15 protein-coding genes are annotated in these 16,322 nt (G+C 57.1%); 6 read left to right on the forward strand and 9 right to left on the reverse strand.

The window, feature by feature from the left end; genetic code table 11:
* Positions 1 to 6: 6 nt before the first annotated feature.
* The 6 genes from BLT54_RS10290 to ccoN all read right to left on the reverse strand — a co-directional run bounded on the left by BLT54_RS10290 (position 7) and on the right by ccoN (position 5,586).
* On the reverse strand, positions 7 to 462 hold the full coding sequence (locus BLT54_RS10290; protein ID WP_176832866.1) for a FixH family protein: 456 nt from the start codon (positions 460 to 462) through the stop codon (positions 7 to 9).
* 3 nt (positions 463 to 465) lie between these two features.
* Entirely contained in the window at positions 466 to 1,911 is a 1,446-nt protein-coding gene (gene ccoG, locus BLT54_RS10295) for a cytochrome c oxidase accessory protein CcoG (protein ID WP_074644604.1), read from the reverse strand.
* Positions 1,912 to 2,213: 302 nt separating this feature from the next.
* The gene (gene ccoP / locus BLT54_RS10300; RefSeq protein ID WP_074644607.1) at positions 2,214 to 3,062 is read right to left on the reverse strand and encodes a cytochrome-c oxidase, cbb3-type subunit III; all 849 of its coding nucleotides are present in this window, start codon (positions 3,060 to 3,062) and stop codon (positions 2,214 to 2,216) included.
* Positions 3,059 to 3,238: a CcoQ/FixQ family Cbb3-type cytochrome c oxidase assembly chaperone gene (locus tag BLT54_RS10305; protein WP_074644610.1), complete on the reverse strand. Its 180-nt coding sequence runs from the start codon at positions 3,236 to 3,238 to the stop codon at positions 3,059 to 3,061. Before BLT54_RS10305 ends, ccoP begins: the two co-directional genes overlap by 4 nt.
* 11 nt (positions 3,239 to 3,249) lie before the next feature.
* A complete protein-coding gene (gene ccoO, locus BLT54_RS10310) occupies positions 3,250 to 3,975 on the reverse strand; it encodes a cytochrome-c oxidase, cbb3-type subunit II (RefSeq protein WP_074644612.1) in 726 nt (241 codons plus the stop codon).
* A 15-nt stretch (positions 3,976 to 3,990) separates the two neighbouring features.
* Positions 3,991 to 5,586 (reverse strand): cytochrome-c oxidase, cbb3-type subunit I, encoded by a 1,596-nt coding sequence (gene ccoN / locus BLT54_RS10315; protein WP_074644614.1) that lies wholly within the window; start codon positions 5,584 to 5,586, stop codon positions 3,991 to 3,993.
* A 376-nt stretch (positions 5,587 to 5,962) separates the two neighbouring features.
* Here ccoN and BLT54_RS10320 point away from each other — a divergent pair, with 376 nt between their 5' ends.
* The gene (locus tag BLT54_RS10320; protein WP_074644617.1) at positions 5,963 to 6,802 is read left to right on the forward strand and encodes a universal stress protein; all 840 of its coding nucleotides are present in this window, start codon (positions 5,963 to 5,965) and stop codon (positions 6,800 to 6,802) included.
* Between the two features lie 123 nt (positions 6,803 to 6,925).
* Here BLT54_RS10320 and fnrL read toward each other — a convergent pair whose 3' ends face one another.
* On the reverse strand, positions 6,926 to 7,666 hold the full coding sequence (gene fnrL / locus BLT54_RS10325; RefSeq protein WP_074644619.1) for a transcriptional regulator FnrL: 741 nt from the start codon (positions 7,664 to 7,666) through the stop codon (positions 6,926 to 6,928).
* Positions 7,667 to 7,732: 66 nt separating this feature from the next.
* Here fnrL and hemN point away from each other — a divergent pair, with 66 nt between their 5' ends.
* Complete coding sequence (hemN, locus tag BLT54_RS10330) at positions 7,733 to 9,088, forward strand: oxygen-independent coproporphyrinogen III oxidase (RefSeq protein ID WP_074644621.1); 1,356 nt, start codon at positions 7,733 to 7,735, stop codon at positions 9,086 to 9,088.
* A 156-nt stretch (positions 9,089 to 9,244) separates the two neighbouring features.
* Entirely contained in the window at positions 9,245 to 10,639 is a 1,395-nt protein-coding gene (locus tag BLT54_RS10335; protein ID WP_074644624.1) for an FAD-binding oxidoreductase, read from the forward strand.
* A gap of 10 nt (positions 10,640 to 10,649) precedes the next feature.
* Here the strand turns inward: BLT54_RS10335 and hemC are convergent, their stop codons facing one another.
* Complete coding sequence (gene hemC, locus BLT54_RS10340; protein ID WP_074644958.1) at positions 10,650 to 11,594, reverse strand: hydroxymethylbilane synthase; 945 nt, start codon at positions 11,592 to 11,594, stop codon at positions 10,650 to 10,652.
* A 104-nt stretch (positions 11,595 to 11,698) separates the two neighbouring features.
* On the opposite strand from hemC, the gene hemE reads away from it, so the two are divergent.
* The 3 genes from hemE to BLT54_RS10355 all read left to right on the forward strand — a co-directional run bounded on the left by hemE (position 11,699) and on the right by BLT54_RS10355 (position 15,308).
* Positions 11,699 to 12,733, forward strand: a complete 1,035-nt coding sequence (gene hemE, locus BLT54_RS10345) for a uroporphyrinogen decarboxylase (RefSeq protein ID WP_074644626.1) — start codon at positions 11,699 to 11,701, stop codon at positions 12,731 to 12,733.
* Between the two features lie 90 nt (positions 12,734 to 12,823).
* Positions 12,824 to 13,924 carry a hypothetical protein gene (locus BLT54_RS10350; protein WP_074644629.1) on the forward strand — a complete coding sequence of 367 codons (1,101 nt, stop codon included), beginning with the start codon at positions 12,824 to 12,826 and terminating at the stop codon, positions 13,922 to 13,924.
* Between the two features lie 4 nt (positions 13,925 to 13,928).
* Positions 13,929 to 15,308, forward strand: coding sequence for a calcium-binding protein (locus BLT54_RS10355; RefSeq protein ID WP_074644631.1), 1,380 nt, complete (start codon positions 13,929 to 13,931; stop codon positions 15,306 to 15,308).
* Positions 15,309 to 15,357: 49 nt separating this feature from the next.
* Here the strand turns inward: BLT54_RS10355 and hemF are convergent, their stop codons facing one another.
* Positions 15,358 to 16,251, reverse strand: coding sequence for an oxygen-dependent coproporphyrinogen oxidase (gene hemF, locus BLT54_RS10360; RefSeq protein WP_074644960.1), 894 nt, complete (start codon positions 16,249 to 16,251; stop codon positions 15,358 to 15,360).
* Between the last annotated feature and the right edge of the window lie 71 nt (positions 16,252 to 16,322).

Below are 16,322 nucleotides of genomic sequence, written 5' to 3' on the forward strand. Positions count from 1 at the left end.
TTCTCGTTAGCGTTTGACGTGAATGATAACACGCTGTTTGAATGGCGTCCCATCCTGTGCGGTGGCCACCATCCGGTAGTTCCAATTGCCCTCGGCAAGCTCGCCCGTCTCGGCCACATAGGCCTCACCGTTGAAGGTAAATTCAGGCGTTTGATCTTCGACAACATTGGTGGCCCGGCCCAAAGTGCCGCCCATTTCGGCGGCTTGCACCGGGTTACCATTGGCGTCGCGGATAAAGATGTACAGTTTGCCATCTTCATCATTCGCCTCGATGGTCCACCCCAGCGCCTCTTGCAACGCCTTGTCATGATCAAAGGTCTGTGAGGCCACATAGGAGTTTTTGACCTCGAGACCGGGGAATGTCCGCACGGCCTGAACTGCCATGAAGACATTGACCCCGATGATCACGGCGAAGGCGGACACAGTCCCGATGAGAACATGTTTACCAGTGATTTCGCGCATGATTTAGTTTCCTTTGCCGTTAAAGACGGAGTCGACGGAAACCCGTTCGGAACTGGCCACATCTTCGACCCAGAACGAGAACTCTTTCCGTTCAGAATTTGCGGCCTCGGACCCAGCAGGTGCCTCGACATAGGCCCGCACGATACGCATTTCATCGGCGTTGACTTCGATGGTATCACTCGCCGTATTGTCGCCGCCCTGCAACGTCACCGTCAAGTCGGCGTCGCCAGAGACGCTCACACGGAACTCGCGCGTTTCGCCATGTTTGTTGCGCAACCGCAGGTCGTAAATGTTGCGGATCGCACCATCGGATTGCATCACATAGGTCGGGTTGCGCACGGGGGCGACGGTCATGTCGATGTCCGAGCGAATAAAGAGAGCAAAAACCAGCCCAAATCCAACAGCGGCCCAAAGCACGGTGTACAGAATCGTGCGCGGGCGCAGGATGTGTTTCCACACCGGTTTCGTCGGCGCGCCCGAAATTTCGCGTGGCTCATCGGTCAGCGCCATGTAGTCGATCAGACCGCGCGGCTTACCGATTTTGTCCATCATGTCATCACAGGCATCAATACAGAGTGCGCAGGTGATACATTCGAGTTGCTGACCATCGCGGATGTCGATGCCCATCGGACAGACGTTCACACAGGCCATGCAGTCAATGCAATCACCCAGTTGATCCGCGCCTTCGCCCTTACGGTGTTTGCCGCGCGGTTCACCCCGCCAATGGCGATAAGCGACGGTCAGCGTGTCTTCGTCCATCATCGCGGCCTGAATCCGCGGCCAGGGGCAGGCGTAGATACAGATTTGTTCGCGCGCGATGGCACCAAAGAAGATCGTCGTGGCAGTCAAAACGGCCATGGTCATATAAGCGGCCGGATGGGCTTGGCCGGTCACGAGATCTTTCAACAGCGTCGGCGCATCGGTGAAATAAAACACCCAAGCCCCACCGGTTGCCAGACCAATCACGACCCAGGAAATGTATTTGACGATCCGCAGCCGCACCTTGCGCAGGTCCCATTTTTTCTGACGATGCAACCGCAGACGGGCGTTGCGATCCCCTTCGATCCAACGTTCGACAAGGATGAAAAGGTCAGTCCAGACGGTTTGCGGGCAGGCATAGCCACACCACACACGCCCAGCCGCGGAGGTGAACAGGAACAGGCCAAGCCCCGCCATGATCAACAGGCCAGCAATGAAATAGAATTCATGCGGCCAGATTTCGATCCAGAAGAAATAAAAACGCCGACCGGCAAGGTCGATGAGAATCGCCTGATCCGGCAATTGCGGACCACGGTCCCAACGAATCCAAGGCGAGAGATAATAAATCCCCAAAGTAACCGCCATAATGACCCATTTGAGAGTCCGGAAATAGCCTTTCACACGACGTGGAAAGATCGGTTCACGGGAGGCGTAGAGTTTGTCTTCGGGGGGGGTATCGGTAGAGCTCATGGAGCATTGCCTTTTCGCACGGTTCGCGTTTTCCCCTTAATGGGGCGGAGACCTTTATGGAGCCTTGATGTGGATCAAGATTTTTAGACTCGATCCTAAAGATGCATCAAAAAAGTTTCTTTTTCCTGTGACATCCTGCCGCCCCCGGCAAGGAGCAGAACGCCATCCGAATTGAAACAAAGCCGCGATCCGTCAAGAGCGCGGCTTTGTTGTCGTTTGTTGGCACCAACCCTGAAGAAACGCGCGAACAGGATCAAGGGTCAGTGCCGCAACCCGGACGTTGCCGCCCGGATTCCTATAGCTTATTGGCCGCCGCCCAACTGGTGGACATAAAGCGCGGCTGCGTTGACCTCAGCCTGAGACAGACGCTGACCCCAAGCCGGCATCACACCAAAGCGGGCGTTGGTGACGGTTTCCTTGATGGTGGCACGATCGCCACCATAGAGCCAAATCGCATCGGTCAGATTCGGCGCCCCTTGGAAAAGGTCGCCCGTGCCGTCCTCAAGGTGACAAGCCGCACAGTTGTCTGCGAACACAACAGCGCCTTCGGTGGCCATGGCCGCGTCGTGGTCCTGACCGGACATCGACAGGACATATTCAACCACTTGGTCGATCTGAGCCGGTTCAAGCAACTCGTCAGCGCCGAATTTCGGCATCTCGGAGTAGCGCGCCTCATCGGTTTCGTTGCGCACACCGTGTTGGATGGTGTAGGCGACCTCGTCAATCGTGCCACCCCAAAGCCAATCGTTGTCCAAAAGGTTCGGATAGCCGACGTTGCCGGCAGCACCGGAACCGTGGCACTGGGAACAATTGGCCCGGAACACGGCGGCCCCCATGTTGACACCGTAGTTGTGCAGATCCGAGTTCACGTCGATTGTCGTGACATCGGCAGAGGCCAACTCGGCGTTCACGCCCGCATTCATCTCCTCAAAAGAGGCGATGTCTTTGGCCACTTCTGCCCGAGTGGACCAGCCAAGCATCCCGGCTGTTGCGGTTTTGATGCCCGGCCACGCAGGCATCGCGATCGAATACGCGATGGCCCAAATGATACAGGCATAGAAGACCATCAACCACCAGCGTGGAAGGGGGTTGTTGAGTTCTTCAATCCCATCCCAGGAGTGGCCTGTTGTTTCCACATCTTTTTTGCTCATGTCCTCGCCTCCTTTTCGGCGGGTGTGTCTTCGTTGCGAAAGATGCTGGTCGAGACGTCTTGATAGTCTTTGCGCGCGCCCGGGCGGAACACCCAGACAATGACCGCAACAAAGAACACGAACATCGCAAGCAGCACCCAGCTGTCAGCAAATTCCCGAAGGATATGATAGTTCATCACATACCCCCTTAGCGTGATGCGTCAGGCGTAAAGGTCGAAAAGTCGACCAATGTGCCAAGCATCTGCAAATAGGCGATCAGAGCATCCATTTCCGTGACACCGGGTTGACCGTCGAAGTTGGACACAACGGCTTTGGGATACCGGGCCATCAACCCGTCATAGTCGCTGTCGGGATCGGCCTGCGCAGCAAAGTCCGCTTGCGCCACTTCGATCATTTCGTCGGTGTAAGGCACACCCACGATCCGATGGGTCGACATCAGGTCCTGAATGTATTCCGCGTCGATATAACGATCCGCAAGGAAGCCATATTTCGGCATAACCGACTCAGGCACCACCGATTGTGGATCGGTCATGTGATCGACATGCCACGCATCGGAATAGCGACCACCCACACGGGCCAAATCCGGGCCGGTGCGTTTGGACCCCCACTGGAACGGGTGGTCGTATTTACTCTCCGCTGCCAGAGAGTAGTGACCGTACCGTTCCACTTCGTCGCGCATCGGGCGGATCATCTGAGAGTGACAGACGTAGCAGCCTTCGCGGATGTAGATTTCACGACCGGTCAACTCAAGCGGGGAATAGGGGCGCACGCCTTCGACATCCTCGATGGTGTTTTCGAGGTAGAAAAGGGGTGCGATCTCTACGATCCCGCCGATGGTGACCACCAAAAGTGCGCCAACCATAAGGAGGGTGCCGTTGGTTTCAATGATCTTATGCTTGTCAATGAGAGCCATTGTTTAAACCCTCCCTTATTCGGCCGGAGCCATGGCCGGAACGTCTGCTTTTGCAGGGCTACGACGCACAGTCATGATCAGGTTGTAGCACATGATGATCGCACCAGTGAGATAGAGAACCCCACCCAGAGCACGAACCACATACATCGGATGCTTGGCGGACACGGTGTCTGCAAAGGCGTTCACGAGGAAGCCTTGGCTGTCGACTTCGCGCCACATCAAGCCTTCCATGATACCCGTCACCCACATGGAGGCCGCGTAGAGCACGATGCCGATGGTGGCGAGCCAGAAGTGCCAGGACACAAGGCCAAGCGAGTAAAGACGATCCCGGTTCCACAGGCGCGGAGTGAGGAAGTAGAGAGCACCAAAGGTGATCATACCGTTCCAACCCAAAGCACCGGAGTGCACGTGGCCAATGGTCCAGTCAGTGTAGTGAGACAGCGAGTTCACCGCGCGGATCGACATCATCGGACCTTCAAAGGTCGACATGCCGTAAAAGCCCACGGAGATCACCATCATCCGGATGACCGGGTCAGTGCGCAACTTGTCCCATGCGCCAGACAGCGTCATCAGACCGTTGATCATACCACCCCAGGACGGCATCCACAGCACGATGGAGAACACCATACCGAGGGTCGAAGCCCAATCCGGCAAAGCGGTGTAGTGCAGATGGTGCGGGCCAGCCCAGATGTAAAGGAAGATCAAAGCCCAGAAGTGAATGATCGACAGTTTGTAGGAGAACACCGGACGCTCGGCTTGTTTCGGCACAAAGTAGTACATCATGCCAAGGAAGCCTGCGGTGAGGAAGAAGCCCACAGCGTTGTGACCGTACCACCACTGTGTCATCGCATCTTGGACCCCAGACATCACCATCACGGAGCGCGAGCCGAGGAAGGAAACGGGGATCACCAGGTTGTTGACGATGTGCAGCATCGCAATGGTCACGATAAAGGACAGGTAGAACCAGTTCGCCACATAGATGTGCTTTTCTTTACGCTTAAAGATCGTGCCCATGAAAGCGACGAGATAGGCGACCCAGACAATGGTCAGCCACAGGTCGATATACCATTCCGGCTCAGCGTATTCTTTGGATTGGGTCACACCCAAGACATAGCCTGTCGCCGCCAGCACGATGAACAAGTTATAGCCCCAGAACACGAACCACCCAAGACCGCCACCGAACAGGCGCGCCGCAGAGGTGCGTTGCACCACATAGAAAGACGACGCGATCAAAGCGTTGCCGCCAAAGGCGAAAATCACCGCAGAGGTGTGCAGCGGACGCAAGCGCCCAAAGTTGCCGTGACCTTGCAGGAACTCGAAGTTGAGGCTTGGAAAGGCGAGCTGGAAGGCAATGAACGTCCCCACCAGAAAGCCCACAACGCCCCAGCCGGCAGTTGCGATAACACCGTAGCGCACGACACCATCAAAGTAGCCCTCGGGCTGTGCTTTGACGTCGCCAGTCATACGCAGGGTGTAGATGAAAGTAATGGCCGCCGCGGCCATGAAAATAAGCGCATGGATTTGATAGCCAAAATCGCGCCCGTAGTTTGCGGCAAGGCCGAATAGGACCACGGCGATCCCCAGCACTGCCAGCTTAATGTAGTTCCACATGTTGCGTCCCTTCGTTCTGATGCCCATTTACGTTAGGCATGTCGCCCCGTGTTTGGCACAGGTCTCGACAGTTTGCGGTTTGAACGACATCCGGGCGACCCTCCTTGATCTGAGTCAAAATATCGTGAGAAAGGAGTTTCTCGCCCAAATTTCGTGTAATGTCCGCATGCATCCCTCAATGGGCTGAATACCACAGAAACAGCCCCGCGTGCGCCCTTAGTGTGTGCGCCCTTAATCCTTTTACATAGTTAATTTTAAATGAACCCCCGCGCAAATCGCCGCGCCCCTCAAATTTGTTGATCTCAATCAAAGCCCATTTGCGCGCACAGGCGCATTGTGTAGGTCGAAATGTCGCAATTCCTGAACGGAGGTCGCCATGCCTTTTAAAACCATCACAACCATCATTTGTAATATGGATGCGGATCGCCATGCCCTTGAGGCCGCAACCGCTCTTGCCCGGCGCGAAGAAGGGCATCTTGACGTGATTTGTCTGGGTCTCGACCGCACACAGCCCGGCTTCTACTATGCCGGCACCAATGCGATGGCCTTGCAAGACAACCTGCAACAGGCCCAAACCGAGAGCCGCGAAATTGAGTCTCAGGTCACGGAGTTCTTGAAAGTCCAAGAAATTTCATGGACGACCAACCCCTTAACCGCGCAAATGGCCGGTCTGACGCCCCAACTCGCGCATTTCCTGCGCTTCTCTGATCTCGTCGTCCTGCCCCGCCCTTACGGTCCGGGCCGCAGTCACGAACACGAAGAAATCTTGGAAGCCGCACTGTTCTCAGGTCATGTCCCGGTTCTCGTTGTGCCCGACACCGCCGATGTGCCGCAAAACATCGAACGTGTGGTCGTCGCCTGGAATGAAAGCGCCGAAGCCTTGGGCGCTGTGCGCTCCGCTCTGCCGATTCTGCAAAAAGCCGATATTGTGGACATCACCATCATCGACCCGCCGCAGCACGGCCCTGATCGCTCTGATCCGGGTGGCTCGCTGTGCCAAATGTTGGTGCGTCACGGTGTCCGCGCCGAAGTGTCGGTTTTGGCGAAAACCATGCCACGCGTCTCTGATGTGCTCTGCCGTCAACTGCGTGACAAGGACGCCGATCTCTTGGTGATGGGGGCCTATGGTCACTCCCGCTTCCGCGAATCGATCCTTGGCGGCGCAACCCGCCACATGTTGGAATTGGCGGATATCCCGGTGTTGATGTCGCACTGAGTTGATGTCACTCTGACACCCAACGCCACGAACGTATCGCAATCCGGCCCGCAGACAGGACGATCTACGGGCCGGAAAACATTTATGAATTTGACTTGGCCGATGCCTAAAGCAAGACTGGCCTCAGGCCATCATCCCACCGTCCATGTCGTCACCCGTCTCGATCTGCAACCGATCGAAATCCGGGATGATCACTCTGCGTTTGCCTTCCAGCGTAATGATTCCCTCGCGTTTGAGCGCCGAAATCTGCCGCGACACGGTTTCAAGCGTCAGACCAAGGTAATCCGCCATCGCCTCGCGGGTCAGCGGCAATTCAAACATCATGCCATCGCCCGTGCTCTTCAGCGCCAGCGAGGATTCGCGCCGGGCAATGATCGCCATCAGCGATGCAATTTTTTCCCGCGCAGTTTTACGACCGAGGATCAACATCCACTCGCGTGCCGCATCAAGTTCGTCCAGCGTCATCTCCAAAAGGCGCTGTGCGATATGCGGCGTGCGCGTCATCAGCGTCTCAAAAGGTTTGCGGCGAAAACAACAAAGTGTGAGGTTGGAGACGGCAGACACATCATATGGGGCAACATCGCGCCCCGGACGCCCCAGAAAGTCAGAGGGCAACAACAGCCCAACCATCTGGGTGCGCCCGTCTTCCATGGCTTGGCTCAATGAGGCCACACCGGTGACCACGGAGGCCACAAAATCCATTCTATCCCCGGACCAGACAATGGGCTGGCCGGCCTCATAGGAGCGATAATATTTGATGGAATCGAGCTCTTCGAGCTCGTCGGTCTCGCACCGGGCACAGACAGCCCGGTGACGGATCGGACAGGACCCGCATTCTTTGTGGTCGAATACAATGTCACTCATAGGTGCGCTCGCGTTTTTTGATCTGGGTCAATGCGCCCAATCTTAGTTCCACTAGATCGTATCCCCATGAACACGCACACGCAACTCCGCAAGCTCGGCCTTTTTGACGCTCGTGTCCCCCGGTACACGAGCTATCCAACCGCGCCCCATTTTTCCGACGCCACAAGCGCCGGGGATGTGGAAGGTTGGCTCAGGGCTCTGGACCCGTCTCAGCCGATTTCACTGTACATCCATGTGCCGTTTTGTCGGCGCCTGTGCTGGTTTTGTGCGTGTCGCACGCAGGGCACAACCACAGCTGGCCCTGTGGCCGCCTATGTCGAGACGCTCAAGACCGAATTGTCGCTTTTGAAAACACGCATCCCCGACGGGATTCAAATCGGCCATTTGCATTGGGGCGGCGGGACGCCAACGCTGCTTGGCGCTGAAATGATCGCCGATCTCTCCGCGGCGATCCATGATCTGGCCCCTTTTAGCGAACGTTATGAATTTTCCGTTGAGGTTGATCCCAACGAGGTCGATGACGCGCGTTTGGACGCGCTGGCCGCCGCCGGGATGAACCGCGCCTCAATCGGGGTGCAGGATTTTGATCCCGCCATTCAGGAAACCATCGGTCGCATTCAGTCCTATGAGATCACCAAAGCCGCCGTAGATGGGCTGCGCGCGCGTGGGATTTCCTCGCTCAACGCCGATATTTTATACGGCCTGCCCGGACAGACCCCGGAAAAAATCGCCGAAAGCGTTCAAAAGCTCCTGACCCTCTCGCCCGACCGTGTCGCCTTGTTTGGCTACGCCCATGTGCCTTGGATGGCGCGGCGGCAAAACATGATCCCAACCGACCAATTGCCCCGCCCCGAAGAGCGGCTGGACCTGTTCAATGTGGCGCGGGATCTGTTTGTCTGGGACGATTACGTCGAGATTGGCATCGACCATTTCGCCAAGAAAGGCGACGGCCTTGAGGTCGCGTTGCGCACCGGGACATTGCGCCGCAACTTCCAAGGTTACACCGACGACAAATGCCCGACCATGATCGGCGTGGGAGCCTCTTCGATTGCCAGATACCCGCAAGGATTCGCCCAAAACCACCCCGCCACGTCAAAATATCAAGCCGATGTGCGCGCCGGGCGTTTGCCGATCGCCAAGGGCCATACCTTCAGCGCCGAAGACCATTTGCGCGGGCGGATCATTGAGGCCTTGATGTGCGATTTCCGGGTCGAAGCCGCCGAATTGATCCAAAACTATGGCTTGTCGCAAGCCGAATTTGATGCCTTTGCCAAAAGCGTAAGCGACGCGTTTCCCGGCATGCTCGCAACCTCGCCGGAGCGAATTGTCATCCTTGACGTGGCCCGCCCGCTCACCCGGATGATCGCCCGCCATTTTGACGCCTATGACATGACACAGGCCAAGCATTCATCAGCCGTCTGATCGCAACCGACCCTGATGTGTCCCAGATCCGTCCTTGCTCCCCCGCAGGGACGGATTTTGTTGGCGCGGGGTTTGGCGCAATATTTGACAGCGTCCCAGACTTGCCAAACCGCGCATTTTCCACGACACCGCGAGGACCAAACACCGGAGCGACCGATGGACCTCATAGACCGCCTGCGCGCGATCACACCGCATGTTTTGACCGGGCCTGACGCCCTGCCCTATGGCCGCGACTGGGTTGGCAAATATGTGACGACGCCTTTGGCCGTGGTGCGCCCAAACACGACCGCTGAGGTTTCCGCCATCATGGCGCTGGCGCATAACACAGCCACGCCCGTTGTACCGATGGGCGGCAACACCGGATTGACCGGCGCAACCGCCGCCGAGGGCGCCTTGATCCTCTCTCTGGAGCGGATGAACCGCATTCGCGAGATCCGCCCAGAAGCCCGGATCGCCGTGGTTGAGGCCGGGGTGATCCTGCAAGAGTTGCACACCGCCGCCGAGGCACAGGGTCTCAGCTACCCGATGACATTTGGCGCCAAAGGATCGGCGCGGATCGGCGGCACATTGGCCACCAACGCCGGCGGCTCCAATGTTTTGCGCTATGGCAACACCCGCGATCTCTGCCTTGGGCTTGAGGTGGTCTTGGCCGACGGGCGCGTGCTTGATCTGATGAGTGAGCTGCACAAGGACAATTCGGGGTATGATCTGCGCGATCTGATGATTGGCGCGGAGGGCACATTGGGCGTGATCACTGCTGCTGTGTTGAAACTCACCCCCCTGCCGCAGGCCTATGCCACCGCCATGGTCACCGTGCCGTCACTGCCGGATGCGTTGCAGCTTTTGAACCGGTTGCAAGAACACACCGGCGGCATGGTCGAGGCGTTTGAATATATGCCGCGCGATTACATGGCCCGTCTGGCGCAGTTTCGCGCCGATTTGATTCCGCCATTGGGACATGACGTGGACCACACGATTTTCTTGGAAATCGCCTCCACCGTGCCGCGCGATTGCATCCTTGATGAAACCGGCCAAGTGCCGCTTGTGAGCGCGCTGGAAGAGATATTGGGCGAGATGTTCGAAGCCGGATTGGTCTTGGACGCCGCCTTGGCCGGGTCCGTGGCACAGCGCCGATTGATGTGGGAAATTCGCGAGGCGGCGGCGGAAATCTCGGTCAACACCAAACCTTTGGTGATCAATGACCTCTGCCTGCCCGTCGATCAGATCGAAACCTTCCTCAGCCGTGCCGAAGCGCGCCTGAAACCCCTTGATCCCGGCGTGACCTCTTGCACGGTCAGCCATCTGGGCGATGGCAATGTCCATTATACGATTTACCCGTCGACTGCCGCGCTGTGCGCGCCGTTGATGGAGGCGGTGGAGGATATTGTTCAGGACATGCGCGGCAGTTTTTCCGCCGAACATGGCATCGGCTTGGGCAAACTCAGCTCGATGCAGCGGCGCAAAGACCCTGTGGCTCTGGACATGATGCGGGCGGTGAAAGCGGCGTTTGATCCGAAAGGGATTTTGAATCCGGGCAAAACCTTGCCCTAGTCCAAACCCTTTATTTCCAGTCGAAAAATCCTTCACCCGCTTGCTCAAGCAGCTTGGTCGCCATCTCAACGGCCATCTCTGGACCGTCCGAAACCGCACCAGACACATCATCGCTGAGGGATTCGGAACCATCGCTGCGCAGGATTTCCCCACGCAGGCGCAAGCTGCCGCCAACAATCTGGGCCAGCCCGGCAATCGGGGTTTGGCACGACCCGTCAAGCTTGGCCAAAAACGCCCGTTCACAGGCCAAAGCCTGCCCCGTGGGCGCGTGATGGATGGCGGCAAGCATATCGGCGATGTGATGATCTGCCGCACGGCGCTCAATCGAAATCGCGCCTTGGGCGACGGCGGGCAGCATCTCTTCGGCGGTCACGGCCACGCGCGGCACATCGTCAAAGCCCAGACGATTGAGCCCCGCCAGCGCCAAAAACGTCGCATCCGCCACACCGTCTTTGAGTTTTTGCAACCGGGTTTGCACCGAGCCGCGAAATTCGATGACCTGAAGATCGGGGCGTTTGTTCAACAATTGCGCTTTGCGGCGCAGGGACGACGAGCCGACCACAGCGCCTTTCGGCAAATCCGCAAGCGCGCGCCCATCGAGCGTGATGAACGCGTCAAAGGGGTTTTCGCGCGGCAGATAGGTGTCAAGCACCAGCCCCTCGGGCTGTTCCACCGACATGTCTTTGGTCGAATGCACGGCAATATCGACTTCGCCATTCAAAAGCCGATCTTCGATCTCTTTTGAAAACAACCCCTTGCCGCCCAACTCACGCAGGGCGCGGTCTTGGACCCGATCGCCACGGGTCGAAATGCTAACGATCTGAAATGCCTCAAGCGGCAAATCAAACGCCTTCGTGAGGCGCGCGCGCGTCTCATGGGCCTGCGCCAGCGCAAGCGGGGAGCCACGGGTGCCGATTTTCAGCGGTTGAGCGGGGGTCGGGAGTGTGAGTGTCATGGCAAAGCCATACCTGCGGCGGATCATCCTGACAAGTCATGGCCGCTTGACAAAAGCCCGCAGGAAAGGGACCAACGCGGGGACACACAACCGGGAGGCCGAAGATGTCCGAAAAAACGATCCTCAAAGCGCTCAAAGGCGAGACGCAACAGGTTCCGCCGATTTGGATGATGCGGCAAGCCGGACGCTACCTGCCGGAATACCGCGCCACGCGGGCACAGGCCGGGGATTTCCTCAGCCTGTGTTACAACCCTGAATTGGCCGCCGAAGTCACTTTGCAACCGATCCGCCGCTTTGGTTTTGACGCGGCGATCCTGTTTGCCGATATTTTGCTTTTGCCACAGGCCTTGGGGGCGGATCTTTGGTTTGTCACCGGCGAAGGCCCGCGCCTGTCGACCATCACCTCAGAGGCCGATTTTGTGCCGATGAAGGGCAAGGATGACATCCACGAGGTGCTCGCCCCGGTCTACGAGACGGTTAAAATCCTTTCGCGTGAATTGCCGAAAGAGACCACATTGATCGGCTTTGCCGGCGCGCCCTGGACGGTTGCAACCTATATGATCGCGGGTCGCGGCACGCCGGATCAAGGCCCGGCTCATGCTCTACATGAAGGCAATAACGACCTCTTTGAAAAGATCATCGACCTGCTGACGGTCAGCACGATCGAATATCTCGACATGCAAATCCAAGCCGGTGCCGAGGTCGTCAAGATTTTCGACAGCTGGGCCGGGAGCCTCAAGGGTGAGGCGTTTGAAAAATACGCCGTCGAACCGGCGCGCCGGATCACCGCCGAGTTGAAAAAACGCCATCCTGGCATTCCCGTCATCGGATTCCCGCGCGAAGCGGGCGATGGGTACATCGGCTTTCACGCCAAAACCGGCGTCGACTGCGTCGCCTTGGACAATTCTGTGACGCCTGAATGGGGCGCGGAACATGTCCAAAAAGACGGCTGCGTTCAGGGCAATCTGGCCTCGCGCCACATGGTCACAGGTGGCCAAGACCTGATCGACGAAGTACGCCATATCCGAGAGGCGTTTTCCAAAGGTCCGCATATCTTCAACCTCGGTCACGGCATCACACCAGACGCCGACCCGGATAATGTGTCTTTGATGATCGAGACCCTTCGGGAAACGCGTTAGCACAGCTCCCGATTGATTTCGCACATTGAGAAGCATCTCAAACGGGATATTCTCTCCTCAGATTTTAAATCAATTTGAGGAGATCTCGATATGATTACGGAATCCATTACGGTGTCATTGCCCCTGGGTGAAGCTGTCACCAAAGACCATTTCGGCGTGAACTTCGTCGACGCCTTTGATCGCGTCCAACACGAGGGCAATGCCGCAGGGCTCTCGGATTTTCTTGAAGATACTCAAAATGGGACTGAAGGCCTGAATGGTATGGGCCTCACGTCCCTCCGTTGGCCGGGTGGTGCGGATATCGAAAGATATGCGCTGAACGTGGACGCCAATGGCGCCGTCGATCTGGTTCCCAAAGAGGACATTACCGGACAAGAGCAACTGAACATCGCGCTTTTGAAGGACTTCCTTGAATTTTGTGGGGACAACGGGGTGTCCGCAAAAATCATCATTCCAACCGAATGGTTGACCGACAGCCAATATGCCAGCGGAGCGGATGTCGCGAGTGGCATCACGCAGGTGGAACTTGACGCCGTCGCGGCCTTTGTCACCAAAGTGATTGAGATCGCGCAAAACACAGGCGCAACCATCGACGGCTTTGAAATCGGCAATGAATATCGCGGCGTCTACACCGCCCAAGGCTATGCCGAAGTACTCAACGCGCTCGTTCCCGTGATTGACGGTGTTCTAGGTGACGGGGCCGATGCACACGACATCATCGCCCAAATGTCGATCAATACCAAAGATGGCGGCAATGTTTCCCTTGATGATTTCGCAACTCAAAATATCAACGGCGTGCTTGAAAAGCTTGATGCGGGGGTCGCCAATATGATCGACGGCCTTGCCTCACATTTCTATTACCAAGACGGTCAACAGTCCGCGACGGATACAACGGGCGAGTGGGGTCACAGCTACGACAACATAGACGATCTTGTGGCAAAATTCGCAGATATGGCGGCCGAGTGGGGTGAGGACATGGATTTGCATCTCAGCGAATGGGGCGTGCAACACACCGCCCTCTCTGAGGATGCGCGCTATTGGGGCTTGATGCAGTTGGCCCCAACATTGGAAATCTTCTCCGCGATGATGAAACATGGCATTGACAGCGCCGACATGTGGCCCCTTCTGTACCACACGACAGCCTTGGCCAATAACGGTGGCAAGCTCCGCCCGATTGGCATTCTGGGTTGACCTGATGAATGACACTCTTGTGGGAAAAGAGGTGTTGGATGTGACAGCCGAGGGCGGGTCCAGCTTTGACATTCACGGGTTTATTGGCGGCGGAGAGGGCGCTGTTTTCCTGTCGTCCCTGTCCGAAAGTCAGGACCAAGTCATAACCATCAACCTCGCGGATATGTACGCAATCGGGTACGGAACCGTGACAGTGCAAATCATTGGCGTTGATTACGCCCAAACCGACGGTGTCTACACGGGCGGCCACTATAACGAAGTTGATTTGGCCGCGTGGCAAGACCCCAACACGCGTGGGACATTGAGCAGTGAGACCTACTTTGATCTCACCGAGATTTCAATCACCTTGGACGCCTACGAGGTCGCAGTGATCACCTATACCGCATATGACGTGGTCGAAGAGGTCTCGGTTCAATTTAACGATGCCACATATGGGACTTCCTACAAATATTTGGAGGAAGCCGCGACCAACGACTATATCATTGGCTCTGATCTGCACAACTGGATCAAAACCGGGGCGGGCGATGACTATGTCCTCGGCGGTGACGCAAATGACAGCCTAAATCTCGGCGATGGGAACGATAAAGCCGAGGGCGGTGACGGCGCTGACTACATCTCCGGCGGATACGGCGCTGACCTGATCGTCGGGGGCCTCGGCGCAGATACTCTTCTTGGCGGTCACGGTGATGACAACATATTGGGAGGCAACGGCGGCGACAAATTACATGGCGGCAACGACAATGATGCATTGAACGGGGGAAGTGGCGCCGATCTCCTGGAAGGGGACGCCGGAGACGACCGTCTGGTCGGAGAAGATGGCAATGACACCCTCAATGGCGGCGATGGGGTGGACACGCTTTATGGCGGTGTTGGGGACGATACACTTTCCGGCGGCACCGGGAATGACACCCTGATCGGCAACGGTGACAACGACATCCTGCATGGGGACGCGGGCAACGACGTTCTCAATGGCGGGCTTGGATACGATAACCTCTACGGCGGCGACGGCGATGATCGCCTTGTCGGCGACAATGCAAGCGACAAGCTTTGGGGCGAAGACGGAGACGACACCCTTTATGGCGGGGCCGGGAACGACCGGCTTGATGGCGGGGCGGGCGATGACACGCTTGACGGTGGCGCAGGCAATGACACGTTTGTTTTTTCCGGTACGTTCCAAGTGGATCACATCACCGACTTTGACGATAACGGGAATGATATCATTGATCTCAGCAATGTGGCCTCAATCACAAGTTGGAGTGATCTCAACAACGCGCATATGACTGAATCTGGCTCAAGCGTCATCATTGATGCAGGCGGCGGCAACATCATCTACTTGGATAGCACCGCCCTGAGCGATCTCAGCGCAAGCAATTTTGTCTTTTGACACCCAAAGGGCCCCTTTGGGGGCTCTTTTCAATTCCTGCTCTACCGACCTATACCCATTTCGCCATCGGCGGCAGGGACATCAAGACGGCGTTGGCGTCATGGCCCGTTTCCAAACCAAACTTGGTGCCACGGTCATAGACGAGATTGTATTCGGCGTAGAGGCCGCGATGGATCAGTTGCGTGTCTTTGTCGGCCTCCGTCCATGGCGTATTCCGCCGCTTTTCTGTCGCGCCTAAGAAGGCGGGCAAAAACGCCCGGCCCACGTCTTGGGTAAAGGCAAAATCCGCCTCCCAATCGCCCGTGTTGTGATCATCAAAAAAGATGCCCCCTACACCGCGCGCCCGACCACGATGCGGGACATAAAAATACTCATCCGCCCAGTCTTTGAAGCGCGGATAATAGTTCGGGTCATGGCGATCACAGTGATGCTTTTGCACAGCGTGAAACGCGGCGGTATCTTCGGCATATTCGATGCAAGGGTTCAGATCCGATCCGCCCCCAAACCACCATGCATGGGGTGTCCAAAACATCCGTGTGTTCATGTGAACGGCGGGCGTATGCGGGTTTTGCATATGCGCGACAAGCGAAATCCCCGCCGCCCAAAACCGCGGATCGTCTTTCATCCCCGGAATGCCCTTGCGCGCAGCCATCGCCATTTGTGCCCGCTCACCAAGCGCCCCGTAGACGGTCGAAATATTCACGCCAACCTTTTCAAACACCCGGCCCCCGCGCATCACCGACATCACACCACCCCCCGCATCAGAGCCATCATCCGAACTGCGCTTGGTCTCGGTGACCTCAAAACGCCCGGCGGGCAACTCCGCGAAAGGGCCTGTGGCTTGGCTGTCTTCGAGCGCCTCGAATGCAGTGACAATCTGATTGCGCAAATCCCGAAACCAAAGGGAGGCACGGGATTTTTCGCCATTCATCTCTGGGCTCATCTCTTCGCGGGTGTCTTGGCTCATTCGGGCAGTCCTTTCCGGCGCATCATGTTGCGTCCAGAGGTAGCAGG

The sequence above is a fragment of the Celeribacter baekdonensis genome, assembly GCF_900102315.1.
Taxonomy (GTDB): Bacteria; Pseudomonadota; Alphaproteobacteria; order Rhodobacterales; family Rhodobacteraceae; genus Celeribacter; species Celeribacter baekdonensis.